The sequence below is a fragment of the Afifella pfennigii DSM 17143 genome (genome assembly GCF_000688515.1).
Classification (GTDB): Bacteria; Pseudomonadota; Alphaproteobacteria; order Rhizobiales; family Afifellaceae; genus Afifella; species Afifella pfennigii.
The window spans coordinates 37911-52440 of sequence record NZ_JHZK01000011.1; the positions used below are offsets into that span (position 1 = coordinate 37911).

A 14530-nucleotide genomic window follows, 5' to 3' on the forward strand; every position below is an offset into this window, starting at 1 on the left:
GGGAACCAGAAGGGGGACGGCCTCACCGCAGATGGCCGATTACGCCAGTCCTTTTCGCTTAACCCGGCTCGGCCTGAATCACAAGCCGAAATATCGTCCAGATCTCAGAACGGACGCACGATCACCATGATCACGATGCCGATCATCAGCAATGTCGGAATCTCATTGACGGCCCGGTAGAACTTCTCTGGCCGCGTATTCCGATCCTCTCGAAAAGCCTTGACCCAGCCCATCATGAAAAAATGCGACAACGTCAAGAGCACAACAAGTGTCAACTTGATGTGGAACCAGCCCTGATCCCAGGCATGGGCGAGAAACGCCGCCCACAATCCAAAGCCCCAGCTGGCGATCATCGCCGGCGTCATGATGGCGACGAGCAACCGTCGCTCCATTACCTTGAAGAGCTCCGACTGGTCGGAGCCAACCGCCACCTTGGTGTGATAGACCATCAGCCGCGGCAGGTAGAGAAGCCCGGCCATCCAGGCGATAATCGAAATCACATGCAGGGCCCGCGCCCATTCATAGGCCATCAGCCGCCCCGCACCAGCTGCACGAATCTTTCCACATGCGCGACCGGCGTATCGGGCGTGATGCCGTGTCCGAGATTGAAAATGTGCGGGTAGCCCTGCATCGCCTCCAGGATCTGCCGCACGCCATTCTCCAGCGCCGCACCACCGACGATGAGCCGCATCGGATCGAGATTGCCTTGCAGCGCAAGCCCGCCGACCGCGTCGCGCGCCGCAGCCAGCGGCACCGACCAATCGAGCCCAAGCGCATCCGCGCCTGTGGCTTCGGCATAGGCCTTGAGCCGCGCACCGCCGCCCTTCGGGAAGGCGATCACCTTGGCACCGGGAATTTCCGCACGCACGCCTTCCACGATCCGCCTCACCGGCTCGATCGCCCAGCGCTTGAAACCCTCCTCGTCCAGGACCCCGGCCCAGGTGTCGAAGATCTGCACCGCATCGGCGCCCGCCCTCAGCTGCGCCACCAGATAGCGGGTGGAGGCCTCCACCAGAATATCCATCAGCGCATCGAAGGCCTCCGGCTCGCCCATCGAAAGTTTGCGTGCCGGACCCTGGTCAGGTGTACCGGAGCCGGCGACCATGTAGGTCGCCACCGTCCACGGCGCACCGCAAAAGCCCAGCAGCGTCGTCTCAGCGGGCAAGGCTTGGCGCACGCGCTCCACCGTCTCCAGAACCGGAGCAAGATGGCCAAGCACGTCCTTGCCGGCGAACTCGCCGATCCGTGCCGGATCGATCGGCTCCAGAACGGGCCCGCGACCCTCCTCGAAGCGCACGTCCTGTCCGAGTGCGTCGGGTACCACCAGGATATCGGAAAACAGGATCGCCGCGTCGAAACCGAAGCGACGGATCGGCTGCAGCGTCACTTCCGTCGCCAGCGTGGGCGTGTAGCACAGGTCGAGAAACCCGTTCGCCTGGGCTCGCGTTTGCCGGTACTCCGGCAGATAGCGTCCGGCCTGGCGCATCATCCAGAGCGGTGGCACTGCAAGGCTTTCGCCCTCCAGGACCTTCATGAGGGATTTTGGGGAAGTCACAGGGCTCTTAATCCAAAATTAACGAGAAGAGAGTCTGTTGTTGTTTCTGGTCCGTGGATTAACCGGATTCAAACTCCCCCACAACGTATGAAGCCGCGGCAAAGCGGCTGCGCCCGCATCACGGCGTTTGGAAAACAGCGTGGATAGCGGGCGAGCGCGGGAATTGCCGCGCAGCGTTCGAGCCGATTCAAGGCAGCGCGCACCATAGCGCGCCTTGCCATGTGCGCTTGTTGAAAAGCGCTAGCTGTCGACTCCTGCCCACACCCTGTTGCCAAGCCTTGGCCCACGGCGCAGATTGTGGATCGGCGTGGCGGCCAGCGGGATGACGTCGGCAGGCGACGTCGCCGCCGCCCGGATTGCGCCATCTTATTCACGGCTATCCCCCATTGCCCCAGACCCGCTTCTTTCATCTGCATCTTATTTCCGACGCGACGGGCGAGACCCTGATCAATGTCGGGCGTGCCGCGGCCGCGCAATACGCCGGAATCCGGGCGATTGAGCATATCCATTCGCTCGTGCGCAGTCCCAAGCAGATCGATCGGATCATGGTGGAAATCGAGAACACACCCGGCATCGTTCTCTACACCCTCGTCGACCGCAAGCTCGCCGACCTCTTGGAAGCGCGATGCGCCGAGCTCGCCGTTCCGGCCGTATCGGTGCTGGAGCCCGTGCTTCAGGCCTTCCAAGCCTATCTGGGTGCACGTTCCACCGGCCGTATCGGCGCCCAGCATGCCCTAGACGCGAGCTATTTCCGTCGCATCGAGGCGTTGAACTTCACCATGATGCACGACGATGGGCAGCTTCCGGCCGATATCGACGAGGCAGATGTGATGCTCATCGGCGTCAGCCGCACCTCCAAGACGCCGACCTCCATCTATCTTGCCAATCGCGGTATCAAGACGGCCAATCTGCCCATCGTCAAAGACATTCCGGTTTCCCCCGCCCTTGCCCGCGCCAAGCGCTGCCTCGTCGTTGGCCTTGTGGCGAGCCCCGACCGCATCGTGCAGATTCGCCAGCACCGCATTCTCAGCCCTAACGGCGAGGAGCGAAATTCCGCCTATCTCGACCGCCACGAGGTGTCGCAGGAAATCCTGCAATGCCGGCGGTTATGCGCCAAGCACGGCTGGCCGATCATCGATGTGTCGAGACGCTCCATCGAGGAAACGGCAGCCGCCGTGCTTGCCTTGCTGGCCGAGCGTCGGCTAGGGCCGCATACATGACGCAGCAATTGATCCTCGCCTCCGGCAGTCCGGCGCGGCGTGCGCTTCTCGGCGCCACCGGCCTCACCTTCGATGTCTTGCGCGCCGAGCTCGATGAGGAAGCTGCGGCGGCCCCCTTGGAGGAGAGCAATGCCAGTCCCGCCGATATTGCTGCCGCGCTCGCCATGGCCAAGGCGCTGACCGTTAGTGAGCAATATCCGGAGGCGCTCGTCATCGCCGCCGATCAGACGCTGGAATGCGAGGGCGAGCTGTTGCGCAAGGCCGACGATATGGGCGAGGCGCGCCGCCAGCTCCTCCGCCTTTCCGGCAGGACACATTTCCTGCATGCCGCGCTCGCCTGCGCTGAGGCTGGTCAGATCGTGTTTGAGGCTCAAGAAAGCGCGGCGCTCGCCCTGCGCCAGCTTTCGCCGGAGGAGGTCGGCCGCTATCTCGCCTTTGCCGGCGAGGAGGTGCTGTCGAGCGTCGGGCTCTACCAGTTCGAAGGGCCGGGCATTCGCCTGATGCAGCGCGTGGACGGCGACTATTTTACCATTCTGGGCCTTCCGCTGATGCCGCTTTTGGCGTTCTTGCGCGAGCGCGGCATCGGCACGTTCTGATATGCGTCCCATCGCCTGCGTCACCGGCTGGCCCGTCGAGCATTCGCGCTCGCCCTTGATCCATCGCTTCTGGCTCGCGCGCTACGGGGTGGAGGGTGATTATGTCGCCCGTCCGGTGTCGCCGGACGAAGCGGCGGATTTCTATGGCAGCTTCGCAGCCTCCGGCTTTGTCGGCGCGAACGTGACCTTGCCGCACAAAGAAACGGCCTATGCCGCGGCGCACCGGCGCATGGCCGCGGCGGAGCGTCTCGGCGCGGCCAACACGCTGTGGTTGGAGAAGGGCGAGCTCGTTGCGGACAACACGGACGCGGTCGGATTTCTCGCCTCGCTCGACAGCGCGGCGCCCGGCTGGGCGGAAGGCGCGGAGCGAGCACTCGTTCTGGGCGCCGGCGGTGCGACGCGCGCGGTGCTCGATGCATTGATTGAAAGAGGCATCGAAAAGGTTGATCTTCTCAACCGAACCGAAAAGCGCGCCCATGAACTCGTGGAGTTCTTCGCGCCGCGCGCGGCGGGCCGCCTCGTTCCGGGACCGCTGGAGGCCGCGGAAAAAGTCCTGCCCCGCGCCGATCTCATCGTCAACGCCACCTCCGCCGGTCTTCACGGCGCCGCGCCGCTCGCCATTGCCTGGAAAAAGGCGAAACCGACGGCGCTGGCCACCGATCTGACCTATGTGCCGCTTATGACGCCGTTCCTTGCCGGCGCCTCGGAAGCGGGCCTTGCCACGGTTGACGGGCTCGGCATGCTTCTCCACCAGGCGGTGCCGGGCTTCGAGCGCTGGTTCGGCGTGGTGCCAAAGGTCGATGAGGAGCTACGCCGTCACGTTCTGGCCGATCTTGCGAGGGCTGTTCCATGATCGTCATCGGCCTGACCGGCTCCATGGCCATGGGCAAATCGACGACGGCGGCGATGTTTCGCGCCCGTGGCATGCCGGTGCACGATTCCGACAATGCCGTTCACCGTCTCTACCGCGGTGCCGCGGTGGCGCCGATCGAAGCAGCTTTCCCCGGCGTGACGAAGGATGGCGAGGTCGACCGAAAGAAGCTTGGTGCGACGCTCGCCGGCGATATCGCCCAGCTGAAGCGGCTGGAGGCGATCGTTCATCCGCTGGTGCGCGAGGAGACGCTGCGCTTTGCTCAGAAGGCGTCAGACGATAGGGCGCGGGCCATCCTTCTCGATATACCGCTCTTGTTCGAGACGCGGGCGGAGGCATGGATGGATTGCGTCGTCGTCGTCTCGGCGCCTGCCGAAATCCAGCGCCAGCGGGTTCTGGCCCGCCGCGGCATGAGCGAGGCGCTGTTCGACAAGCTTGTTGCGCGCCAAGTGCCCGATGCCGACAAGCGGCGGCGGGCGCATTTCGTCATCGATACCGCCCATGGCTTCGCCGCGGCCGAGCGCGAGGTGGGGGCTATCCTCAAAGCCGTGGCATCGATGAGCTAGGGCGCGCGAGGTCTCGCCTTGCGCGATGCGCGTATCGGTGGCTTGGCGACGGGGTGCCGAATCGGTCAGTCAGCCGCCTGACGCAAAAGTCTTGGATGAACCGGCGCGCCAGCTTGCGCCGGCACTTTCTCCGGGCACAATGGCTGGCCGATGCGTGAGATCGTCTTCGATACCGAGACCACGGGCCTTGACGCCCTCAGGGGCGACCGGCTGGTGGAGATCGGCTGCGTGGAGATCATCAACCGCATTCCCACCGGGCGCTTCTACCACGTCTATATCAACCCCGGCCGCGCCATCAGCGCCGAAGCCGTCGCCGTGCACGGGCTGACGGAGGAGTTTCTCGCCGACAAGCCGCTTTTCACAGATTGCGTGGCGGAGTTCCTGGAATTTATCGCCGATGCGCCGCTGGTGGCCCACAATGCCAGCTTTGACCGCGGCTTCATCAACATGGAACTGAAGCTTGCGGGCCAGACGGCCCTGCCGGATGAGCGCTTCGTCGACACGCTGGTCCTGGCGCGGCGTCGCCATCCTGGCGGCGCCAACAGCCTCGACGCGCTTTGCAGCCGCTATGGCATCGACAATTCGGCCCGCACCAAGCACGGCGCGCTGCTGGACGCAGAGATCCTGGCGGAAGTCTATGTGGAATTGCAGGGCGGCCGCCAGGCTCTCTTGGAGCTTGGCAGCATCTCCGCTGGCGAGGACGGCTTGCCGCGCGCCCAACCTGTCGGAGCGCGCCCGCACGAGCTGCCATCGCGTCTTTGCGGGGCCGCACGCGCCGCCCATCGCGCTTATGTCGCAAAGGAGCTGGGCGAGGCGGCGATGTGGAACAGGTATTGGCCGGCAAAGCCCGGCGCGAGCGGCGACTGAGCTCTTCTGCCGACGATGGCCTCTCGGCGCCGAACAAACCGCGATGGACCCATCGCGGCAAGAGATCGTCAGGCCGTCTTCGGCGCTTCGGCCTCGGCCGATTGCTGCGCGCGCTGGCGATAGAGCGCGGCGAAATCCACCGGGTCGATCATCAACGGCGGGAACCCGCCCTGACGCGTGGCGTCGGCGAGAATCTGCCGCGCGAAGGGGAAGAGGAGCCGCGGGCATTCGATCAGCACGATTTGATGCACATGCTCCTGCGGCACGTTGCGCAGCTGAAACAGCCCACCATAAACGACTTCCGTAACGAAGAGCGTATCCTCGCCGCGCTTGGCCGCCGCGTCGAGCTTCAATTCGACCTCGAACTGATTCTCGCCGATCGGCTTAGCGTTGACGTTGACGTTGACGTCAAGTGACGGGTTGGAGCCGGCCGGCCTCAGGCTGTTCGGCGCGCCGGGATTTTCGAAGGACAGATCCTTGATGTACTGGCCGAGGACATGGATTCCCGGCGCCTGGTTCGCCGCGGCTTCCGCCGGCTTCGTTTCTTCGGCGGGCTCGCCGCCATTGCTGGCTTGCTTGGCCATGCTCGTCTTTCCGCATATTGAGGGTTGGCTGGCCGACTAGCATGCGCCGTGGATTGCGGCAACCACGGCGGGCGACAAGCCGGGCGCCTCAGTTCGGATCGCGGACCTTGAACTCGCTCTCTTCCAGGTCGATCACCTCTCCGTCGGGGCCAGTGCGGTAGCGGCGCTCGGTGGTGACGACCGTCAGATTGAGACGCGAGACGACGAAGGAAAAGATTGCCTGGCGCACGGGCGGCACGAAAAGCAGAAAGCCGATGACGTCGGTGACGAAGCCCGGCGTCAGGAGCAACAGGCCGGCAGCGGCGATCATCGCCCCATCGGCCATACTGCGCGCCGGCATACGGTTGGCTTCCAAATCGGCGCGGATGCGCAGGATCGTCTGCACGCCCTGATGGCGCAGCAGCGCCGTGCCGATCACGGCCGTCAGCAGCGTCAAGAGCAGCGTGGCGACAAGGCCGATGCTCTGGCCGACGAGGATGAAGACGGCCACTTCCACGAGCGGCACGATAAGAAGGAGGAGAAAGATCGGCATGGGGCGGTTCCTGTTCGCCGATATGGGGATTGGGTGAGTTTTTTAAAGACTTGCCTGCGCCCTGCTGGACTCGCGGCCGATCCTGCTTACATTGGCCCTTAAGCAGCGGACGCCCGACGGGAGCGTGCAAGGATAGGCATGAGCGGCTTCTTCGATATCTATTCCTTGATTTTTTTGGTCATTGCCGTGGTGATTTTCATGCGCCTCGGCAGCGTGCTCGGCCGGCGCACCGGCAACGAGCCTTCGCCGTATGAGAATGGCCGCAAACCCTCGCGTATGGCAACGCGTCCGACCCCGGAAAACGTCATCACCCTGCCGCGAGCCGAGCAGGCGCCCGAGCGCGACATGGCGCCGGAGACGGGCGCGCCCGACTGGAGCGCTCTGAAGCGCCACGCCAAGCCGGATACGCCGCTTTACGACGGGCTTGTGGCGATAAGCCGCGCCGACTCCGCTTTCGATCCCGATTCGTTCCTGAACGGCGCCAAATCCGCTTACGAGATGATCGTGCAGGGCTTCGCGGCTGGCGACCGCGATACGTTGCGTTCGCTGCTTTCCGCCGACGTCTACGAGAGCTTTTCCGGGGCGATCGCCGAGCGCGAGGAGCGGGGCGAGCGCATGGAGACGACCTTCGTCGGCTTTGAGACCGTCAAGCTTTCCGGGGCGGCATTGGAAGACAAGGTCGCGCGCATTGCCGTCCGCTTCAAATCCGAGCTTGTCTCCGTCACCTACGACAAGGAGGGGCGGGTGATCGAGGGTGATCCGACCAGCGTGCAAAAGCCCGACGAGATCTGGACCTTCGCCCGCTCCACCGCCAGCCGCGACCCGAACTGGGAACTGGTCGCCACCGAATCGGGCTGAGCCGCGGGCCCGATACGCGTGCTGTCCGTTCCGGCCCGCGCATGTCCGCTCCCGCTCCCGCTTCCGGCTGCCAAAGCGCAATAGGGCCCGAAACGGCGCTTGTGCCCGTTGCCTTCGATGCCATCGCCGGCTGGCACGCGGACGATCACGCCCACGCTTTTGCAGCTTTCAGACTGTCGGCCGAGGCCTTGCTGAGCGGCGTCCCGCCCTGCCGCGGCCGGGCCGCTCGCGGCTTGCGGCAGACGGCCGAAGCCGCCGTTGCCATGCAAGATGCCGCTCGCGACAAGAGCGCCGCCCGCGCCTTCTTTGAACGTTACTTCACGCCATGGCGCTACCCCCATCCGGGCCTTTTGACGGGCTACTACGAGCCCGTCGTCGAGGCGCGGCTGGAAAGATCGGCCGAGTTCAGCGTGCCGCTCTACCGCCCGCCGGCCGGCTGCGCCGCCGAGGAGAATCCGCAAGAGGCGATTTGCGCGCCGGACCGTGCCGAAATCGAGGCTGGGGCGCTTGCCGGGCAGGGGTTGGAGTTCGTCTTTCTCGCCGATCCGGTGGCGGCTTTTTTCATCCACGTTCAGGGCTCCGCGCGGCTACGCCTGGAGGATGGACGCCAGATGCGCATTGCCTATGCCGGCAAGTCGGGCCACGCCTATACCTCCATCGGCCGCCTTGCCGTGGAGGAGGGGCTCCTTCCCGCCCAGGGTGCCGACAAGGCGGCGCTTGAGGCATTCCTGAAGGCCGACGAGGAAAGAGGGGCGGCGCTGATGCGCCTTAACCGCTCCTACATCTTTTTTCGCGAGGTGAAGGGCCATTCGGCGCAGGCCGGGCCGCTCGGCGCCGTCGGGGCGCCGCTGACGGCGGGACGCAGCGCCGCCGTCGACAGCGATCACCTCCCCTTGCATTTGCCGCTCTTCATCGACGCGCCGCCGCTGCCGGGCTTCGGCGCGGCACCATTCCGGCGGCTGATGGTCGCGCAGGATGTTGGCTCGGCAATCAAGGGGCCGGGCCGGGCCGATCTCTTCGTCGGCACCGGCGAACCCGCCGGAACTGTGGCCGGCCGAATCCAACATGCGGGGCGCATGATCGCGCTCTGGCCGAGGGCCGAAATCGAGAAAGGCTCCGTTGCATGACGAGGCGGCCCTCGCTCTCCGCCGAAGACTGGGCGCTGTGGGAGAAGGTGCGGCGCAGCGTGCGGCCGCTGCGCCGGAGGGCCGTGAAACCGGGGCCGGCGGATCGCGGCGCCAGCAAAGGCACATCGGATGGACAGAAGGCAGCGGCTGAAAGCGCGCCGGTGGCAGACAGCGTCGTTGCGGCCGAGGATTCCCGTCTCGGCGTGGCGACGGCGAGGCGCTTGCGGCCGGCAGCGCCGCCGCCTGCGGCCACGCGCCTTCAGCCGCGCGAGCGCCGCGATCTCGGCCGCGGGATGCGCGCACCGGAGGCCCGTATCGACCTGCACGGCATGACGCAGGCCCGCGCCCATGACCGACTTCTTGCCTTTCTGCGCGAGGGTCAGCGGCGTGGCATCACCATCGTCCTGGTGATCACCGGTAAGGGCGGGCCGGATGGGCGCGGTGTTCTGCGCGAAATGGTGCCGCGTTGGCTACGCGAGCCGGCCTTCGCCGAGATCGTTGTCGCCTACGATGGAGCGGCCCGCCGCCATGGCGGCGAAGGTGCGCTTTACGTCAGGTTGCGGCGCAGCGGGAATCGGCGGCGCACCGGCGGGGCGTAGCGGCCGGCATCGGTGCCGAAATGGTTGACATAGCGCGGATTGAGCGCGCTCACCGGCAGAATGATGAGGATGTCGGTGGTGCCGAACTGGTAGTCCACGACGGCGCCGTCGCCGATATAGGCGCCGAGCCTGAGATAACCTTTGATCAGCGGTGGAAGCTGGCGCAGCGCCGCGCGCGCATCGACCGCCTCCGCAGGCATGCGGTTCATATCCACATGCCGTTCCGCCAACGCCCGCACACTCCATTCCTCCGGGGCACGTGCATTGTGATGCAGAAAGCTCAGTGGCAGGGCGAGCGCGTCCGGGTCGGTGCCGGCAAGGCTGGCGCAGCCGATCATCACGTCCATTCTGTGCATCAGCACATAGCTCCAGATGCCATGCCAGAGGAGTTCCACGGTGCGCTTGTCGCGATAGGGCTTCAACACGCAGGAGCGCCCCAGCTCCAGGAAGCGCAGATGCGGATAGCGAGCAATGAGCGGTGCGACGTCGTATTCACCAGCCGAGTAGAAACCGCCGTTGAGTTCGGCGATCTCCTGCCGCAGCAATCGGTACGTGCCGACGATCTCCGGCTTCGAACGCAGGAAGGGGCGCCGCGGCACCGCGTGATCGAGGACCAGAAGATGGTCGCAAATGAGGTCGTAAGGGTCGGCGTCGCGGCGCAGGAAATGCGTTTGCGCGTCGGCAACGGCCGCCATCTCCTCGTAGAAGACGTGGTAGCGAAGGGCTTGTGAGCGGCGGATCTCGGAGGGGGAGCGGGCGAGCCGCGCTTCCAGATCGCCGAGCCGGCCGAGAGCATCGAGATGACGCGCCGCGCGCCAGGGCGCGCGGCCCGGCTTGGCGAAGGGGCGAACCAAACCGGCACCGCCATCTCGTCCGAAAGCGGGTGCAAAGCGGCGCACCAGCCGTCTCGGCGAGAGATTTTGACGTCCCTGCATGGCCTCCCTGCCCCCGGGGAATCGCGATCTCACTCCTTCCTCCCTTAATGGATCGCCGGTGCTTCGACCAGATACAAGCGTTGACCCATGCGCAAAAACATGGTGCCGCAAACGCGCTCGCGCCAGAGCGCGCAAACGATAAAGACTCGCCAAAACAGGATGATGCGCACGATGTGCGCCAAAGCGGGCCTTCTCGGCAAGGCCGGCCTCGGTCCCGCCTTGCGCAAGGCAGGTCGCTCGCGACAACCGGTCGCTACGCCGCTGCCGCGAGCAGCGTTCCGCTCTGCCGGAAGGAGAGGGCCTCGGCTATATGGATACGCCGCACCTTTTCCTCCTGGTCGAGGTCGGCCAGCGTCCGCGCGACCTTCAACACCCGGTGATAGCCACGTGCCGAGAGCCCCATCGCCTCGGCGGCGTCGCGTATCAATCGCGCGCCCGCTTCGTCCGGCGCGGCGACTTCCTCGATCAACCGGCTGCCGGCGCGCGCATTGGTGCGAATTCCGGCAAGCCCGCGCTGAAGATAGCGATCGCGCTGACGCGTTCGTGCCGCAGCGACCCGTTCGGCAACGACTGCGCTCGCCTCGCCGGTCCCGGGGGCGATGAGGTCGGCGGCGGAGACAGCCGGCACCTCCAGGCGCATATCGATGCGATCGAGAAGCGGGCCGGAGATGCGTGCCTGGTAATCGGCGGCGCAGCGCGCGCCGCGCCGGCAGCTATGTCCGGGCTCGCCCGCAATGCCGCAACGGCAGGGGTTCATCGCCGCAATCAGTTGGAAGGCGGCCGGATAGGTGACGCGGTGATTGGCACGGGCGATCATGCTCTCGCCGGCTTCCAACGGCTGGCGCAGCGAATCGAGCACGGCCGGCTGAAATTCGGGCAATTCGTCGAGGAAGAGAACGCCGTGATGGGCGAGTGAGACCTCACCCGGCCGGGCATTGAGGCCGCCCCCAACCATCGCCGCCATGGAGGCGGAGTGATGCGGCGCCCGGAAGGGCCGCTGCGCCGATAGCCGCCCGCCGGCGAGCTGGCCGGCGATGGACGCGATCATGGAGACTTCCAGAAGCTCGCGCGGCTCCAGCGGCGGCAGGATGGAGGGCAGCCGGCTCGCCAGCATCGACTTGCCGGCGCCGGGCGGGCCCATCATCAGCATGTTGTGGCCGCCGGCGGCGGCGATCTCCAGAGCCCGCTTGGCGTTCTCCTGGCCGCGGATCTCCGAAAGGTCCGGCAGCGCCTCGGGGGTGGCTCGCAGCGCCGGTTTGGGCTGCGACAGCACCTGATTGCCGCGGATATGGTTGGCGAGCTGGATGAGGCTCGATGGCGCCAGGATCGAAAGCCCCTCGCCGGCCCAGGCCGCCTCGCCGCCGCAAGCCGCTGGACAGATCAGCCCCTTGCCGAGGGCGTTCGCCCCGATCGCCGCCGGCAGCACGCCGGCTACCTGCTCAATTCGCCCATCAAGGCCGAGCTCGCCAAGGACGACATGCCCCTCGGCGGCATCGGAAGGCACCGCCCCCATCGCGGCCATGAGGGCGAGCGCGATCGGCAGATCGTAATGCGAGCCTTCCTTGGGCAGATCCGCCGGGGCGAGATTGACTGTGATGCGCTTGGCCGGCAGGGCTAGGCCCGAGGCGTGGATCGCCGCCTGCACCCGTTCCCGGCTTTCCGCCACCGCCTTGTCGGGCAGGCCGACGATGTTGAAGAGCGTGCGCCCCGGCGCGATCAGCACCTGCACGTCGACCGGGATCGCTTCGATCCCGCGGAAAGCCACTGTCGTGACACGAGAAACCATGTTCGCACCCCCGTCCTGGTTGCAAACATGCCCGAATGTGTTGCTTTTGGCAAGAACGAAAACGGAACAGGCTCGCCCTCGCGGCTTAGCCCGCCCGCCTTGCCTCGATCGCGTCCCAGACCATGGCCGCCGCGTCGATGTCGGAGAACCGCTTTAATTCGCGGATGCCGGTCGGCGAGGTGACGTTGATCTCGGTCATAACGTCACCGATGACGTCGATACCGACGAGAATGAAGCCGCGTTCCTTCAGCGCCGGTCCGATACGGGCGCAGATTTCCAGGTCTCGGGCATTGAGCTCCGCCGCCTCGGCGCGCCCGCCGACATGCATGTTGGAGCGCGCATCGCCGAGCGCCGGCACCCGGTTAATAGCGCCGGCTGGCTCGCCGTCGACGAGAATGATGCGCTTGTCGCCCTGGCGTACCTCCGGCAGGTAGCGCTGGACCACGAAGGGCTCACGAAAGGTGGTCTCGAAGAGCTCGATGAGGGCGGATAGGTTCTCGTCGCCCTCGCCGATGCGGAAGACGGCGGCGCCGCCATTGCCGTAGAGCGGCTTGAGGATGATGTCGCGATGCTCGGCGCGAAAGTCGCGGATGGCGGCGATGTCGCGGGCGATTAACGTCTGCGGCATCAGGTCGGAGAATTCGGTGACGAAGAGCTTTTCCGGCGCATTCCTGACATGGGCCGGGTCGTTGACGACGAGCGTTTTAGGATGGATGCGCTCCAGAAGATGCGTGGCCGAGATATAGGCCATGTCGAAGGGCGGGTCCTGGCGCATCAGAACGACGTCGAACTCCTCGAGCCGGCGCCTCTCCTCTTCGCCAAGCCGGTAATGCGCCCCTTCCTCGTCCTTAACTGTCACGGGGCGAAGGCGGGTGAATACCTCGCCCCCTTGCATGGAGAGCTGCCAGGGCTCGTAGTAGAAGAGCTGATGGCCGCGCGCCTCGCCCTCCAGCATCAGCGCGAAAGTGGTGTCGCCCGAAATGTCGATGCGGCCGATCGGGTCCATCTGCACCGCGACGGAAAGCGCCATGTTCGTCTCCACAGGGATCGTCACCCTGCGTTAGCCGCGTGGCCGGCCCGATGCAATTAGTCCGGCGGGCGAAAGGCGTCGGCAAGGTGCACCGGCCAGCGCCAGGGCGCGACAAGGACGAGGTCGAAGCGCTGCGTCAAGTGGATGGCCGAAGGGTGGCGCGTCACCCACAGGCTCGCCGCCGCGCCGATGCGCCTTTCGGCGCGTTTCGTCAGCGACCATTCGCCGATATCGGCGCTATGGCGCCGCTTCACCTCCACGAAGGCGATGGTGGCGCCCCGCTTGGCGATAAGGTCGATCTCGCCGAGCGGCGTGCGGTAGCGCCTGGCGAGGATGCGGTAGCCTTTGGCCGTCAGCAGGAGGCTGGCGATCCATTCCGCCGACAGGCCGCGCCGCAAGGCCCGTCGCCGCGCCCTGGTCATCTGCCGGCTTCCTTGGAAGCTTCTTTGGAAAGGGCGAGAGCGCGTTGATAGAGCTCGCGCCGCGACAGGCCCGTCGCCTCGGCCACCTCGCGGGCGGCGTCCTTGACGCCCATATGGAGGAGCCTTTCGCTGAGCATCGCCGCAACTTCCGCGTCGCCCGGCGCTTGCGACGCGCTCTCGGCTGGCGGGCCGACGACGAGCACGATCTCGCCGCGCTGGTGTGCCTCGGCGGCGGCGGCGATCTCCTCAAGCGATCCGCGCAGGAAGACCTCGTTGAGCTTGGTGATTTCCCGGGCCAGGCAGGCCGGGCGCTCGCCTAGAATCTCGGCGGCGTCCTCGGCAAAGGCTTTGAGACGATGCGGCGCCTCCAGGAAGACGAGTGTGAAGGGCAGCGTGGCGAGGCTTTGCAGGGCTTGCCGCCGCGCCTTCGCCTTGGCCGGCAGGAAGCCGGTGAAGAGGCAGGGGCCCTCGCCGAGCGCGGCGACGCTGAGCGCGGCCGCGAGGCTCGACGCGCCTGGGATCGGCGCCACCTTGAGCCCCGAAGCGGCCGCGCGCGCGACGAGCCTCGCCCCCGGATCGGAGATGAGCGGCGTGCCAGCATCTGAGACGAGCGCCACCGCCGCGCCCTCCGCGATCGCGGCAAGGATGCGTTCCTCCGCGGCCGGGCCGGAATGCTCGTGATAGGCCCTCAGCGGCGTGCGGATGCCGTAGCGCGCCGTCAGCTTGCGGGTGACGCGCGTATCCTCCGCGGCGATGAGGTCGGCGGCGGCGAGCACTTTCAGGGCGCGCAGGGTGATGTCGCCGAGATGGCCGATCGGCGTCGCCGTGACATAAAGGCCCGGCGCCAGGGCTGGCGCCGCAATCTCCTGTCCCTCGACGACGAAAGTCGCCCGTCTCGCCTCTTGCATCTTGCCGGCTCGCTCTTGAGGCGGCGTGCCCGGCCGCTTATGACATTCCGTAGGCATGAATGGAACGGCTGGCA

General features: G+C 66.2%; 17 protein-coding genes. 8 read left to right on the plus strand and 9 right to left on the minus strand.

Annotated elements, in window-relative coordinates:
* Positions 1-104: 104 nt before the first annotated feature.
* Positions 105-530, minus strand: a complete 426-nt coding sequence (gene hemJ, locus Q331_RS0109815) for a protoporphyrinogen oxidase HemJ (protein WP_026380536.1) — start codon at positions 528-530, stop codon at positions 105-107.
* Complete coding sequence (gene hemE, locus Q331_RS0109820; protein ID WP_026380537.1) at positions 530-1534, minus strand: uroporphyrinogen decarboxylase; 1005 nt, start codon at positions 1532-1534, stop codon at positions 530-532. Before hemE ends, hemJ begins: the two co-directional genes overlap by 1 nt.
* 407 nt (positions 1535-1941) lie before the next feature.
* On the opposite strand from hemE, the gene Q331_RS0109825 reads away from it, so the two are divergent.
* The 5 genes from Q331_RS0109825 to dnaQ all read left to right on the plus strand — a co-directional run bounded on the left by Q331_RS0109825 (position 1942) and on the right by dnaQ (position 5675).
* Positions 1942-2775, plus strand: a complete 834-nt coding sequence (locus tag Q331_RS0109825) for a pyruvate, water dikinase regulatory protein (protein ID WP_034491752.1) — start codon at positions 1942-1944, stop codon at positions 2773-2775.
* The gene (locus Q331_RS0109830) at positions 2772-3371 is read left to right on the plus strand and encodes a Maf family protein (RefSeq protein ID WP_026380539.1); all 600 of its coding nucleotides are present in this window, start codon (positions 2772-2774) and stop codon (positions 3369-3371) included. The genes Q331_RS0109825 and Q331_RS0109830 overlap by 4 nt, the downstream gene beginning before the upstream one ends.
* Before the next feature lies 1 nt (position 3372).
* Complete coding sequence (locus Q331_RS0109835; RefSeq protein WP_026380540.1) at positions 3373-4224, plus strand: shikimate dehydrogenase; 852 nt, start codon at positions 3373-3375, stop codon at positions 4222-4224.
* The gene (gene coaE / locus Q331_RS0109840) at positions 4221-4808 is read left to right on the plus strand and encodes a dephospho-CoA kinase (RefSeq protein WP_026380541.1); all 588 of its coding nucleotides are present in this window, start codon (positions 4221-4223) and stop codon (positions 4806-4808) included. Before Q331_RS0109835 ends, coaE begins: the two co-directional genes overlap by 4 nt.
* Before the next feature lie 150 nt (positions 4809-4958).
* A complete protein-coding gene (gene dnaQ, locus Q331_RS0109845) occupies positions 4959-5675 on the plus strand; it encodes a DNA polymerase III subunit epsilon (protein ID WP_026380542.1) in 717 nt (238 codons plus the stop codon).
* Positions 5676-5743: 68 nt separating this feature from the next.
* Here dnaQ and secB read toward each other — a convergent pair whose 3' ends face one another.
* Both secB and Q331_RS20960 read right to left on the minus strand, forming a co-directional pair.
* Positions 5744-6259, minus strand: a complete 516-nt coding sequence (secB, locus tag Q331_RS0109850) for a protein-export chaperone SecB (protein ID WP_026380543.1) — start codon at positions 6257-6259, stop codon at positions 5744-5746.
* Between the two features lie 88 nt (positions 6260-6347).
* Entirely contained in the window at positions 6348-6791 is a 444-nt protein-coding gene (locus tag Q331_RS20960; RefSeq protein ID WP_034491753.1) for an FxsA family protein, read from the minus strand.
* 138 nt (positions 6792-6929) lie between these two features.
* Here Q331_RS20960 and Q331_RS0109860 point away from each other — a divergent pair, with 138 nt between their 5' ends.
* The 3 genes from Q331_RS0109860 (at position 6930) to Q331_RS20965 (ending at position 9375) form a co-directional block, all read left to right on the plus strand.
* On the plus strand, positions 6930-7649 hold the full coding sequence (locus tag Q331_RS0109860) for a Tim44/TimA family putative adaptor protein (protein ID WP_026380544.1): 720 nt from the start codon (positions 6930-6932) through the stop codon (positions 7647-7649).
* Between the two features lie 263 nt (positions 7650-7912).
* Positions 7913-8776, plus strand: coding sequence for a murein transglycosylase A (gene mltA, locus Q331_RS0109865; RefSeq protein ID WP_407637777.1), 864 nt, complete (start codon positions 7913-7915; stop codon positions 8774-8776).
* Positions 8773-9375 (plus strand): Smr/MutS family protein, encoded by a 603-nt coding sequence (locus tag Q331_RS20965; protein ID WP_034491754.1) that lies wholly within the window; start codon positions 8773-8775, stop codon positions 9373-9375. The genes mltA and Q331_RS20965 overlap by 4 nt, the downstream gene beginning before the upstream one ends.
* Here the strand turns inward: Q331_RS20965 and Q331_RS20970 are convergent.
* From Q331_RS20970 to rsmI, 5 genes are all read right to left on the minus strand, one after another.
* A complete protein-coding gene (locus tag Q331_RS20970; RefSeq protein WP_051630971.1) occupies positions 9324-10310 on the minus strand; it encodes a GNAT family N-acetyltransferase in 987 nt (328 codons plus the stop codon). The two genes, Q331_RS20965 and Q331_RS20970, sit on opposite strands and share 52 nt — an antisense overlap.
* A 253-nt stretch (positions 10311-10563) precedes the next feature.
* Entirely contained in the window at positions 10564-12096 is a 1533-nt protein-coding gene (locus Q331_RS0109885) for a YifB family Mg chelatase-like AAA ATPase (RefSeq protein WP_026380546.1), read from the minus strand.
* Positions 12097-12181: 85 nt separating this feature from the next.
* A complete protein-coding gene (gshB, locus tag Q331_RS0109890; protein ID WP_026380547.1) occupies positions 12182-13126 on the minus strand; it encodes a glutathione synthase in 945 nt (314 codons plus the stop codon).
* Between the two features lie 56 nt (positions 13127-13182).
* Complete coding sequence (locus Q331_RS0109895) at positions 13183-13548, minus strand: YraN family protein (RefSeq protein WP_026380548.1); 366 nt, start codon at positions 13546-13548, stop codon at positions 13183-13185.
* A complete protein-coding gene (gene rsmI / locus Q331_RS0109900) occupies positions 13545-14456 on the minus strand; it encodes a 16S rRNA (cytidine(1402)-2'-O)-methyltransferase (protein ID WP_026380549.1) in 912 nt (303 codons plus the stop codon). Before rsmI ends, Q331_RS0109895 begins: the two co-directional genes overlap by 4 nt.
* Positions 14457-14530: the final 74 nt, after the last annotated feature.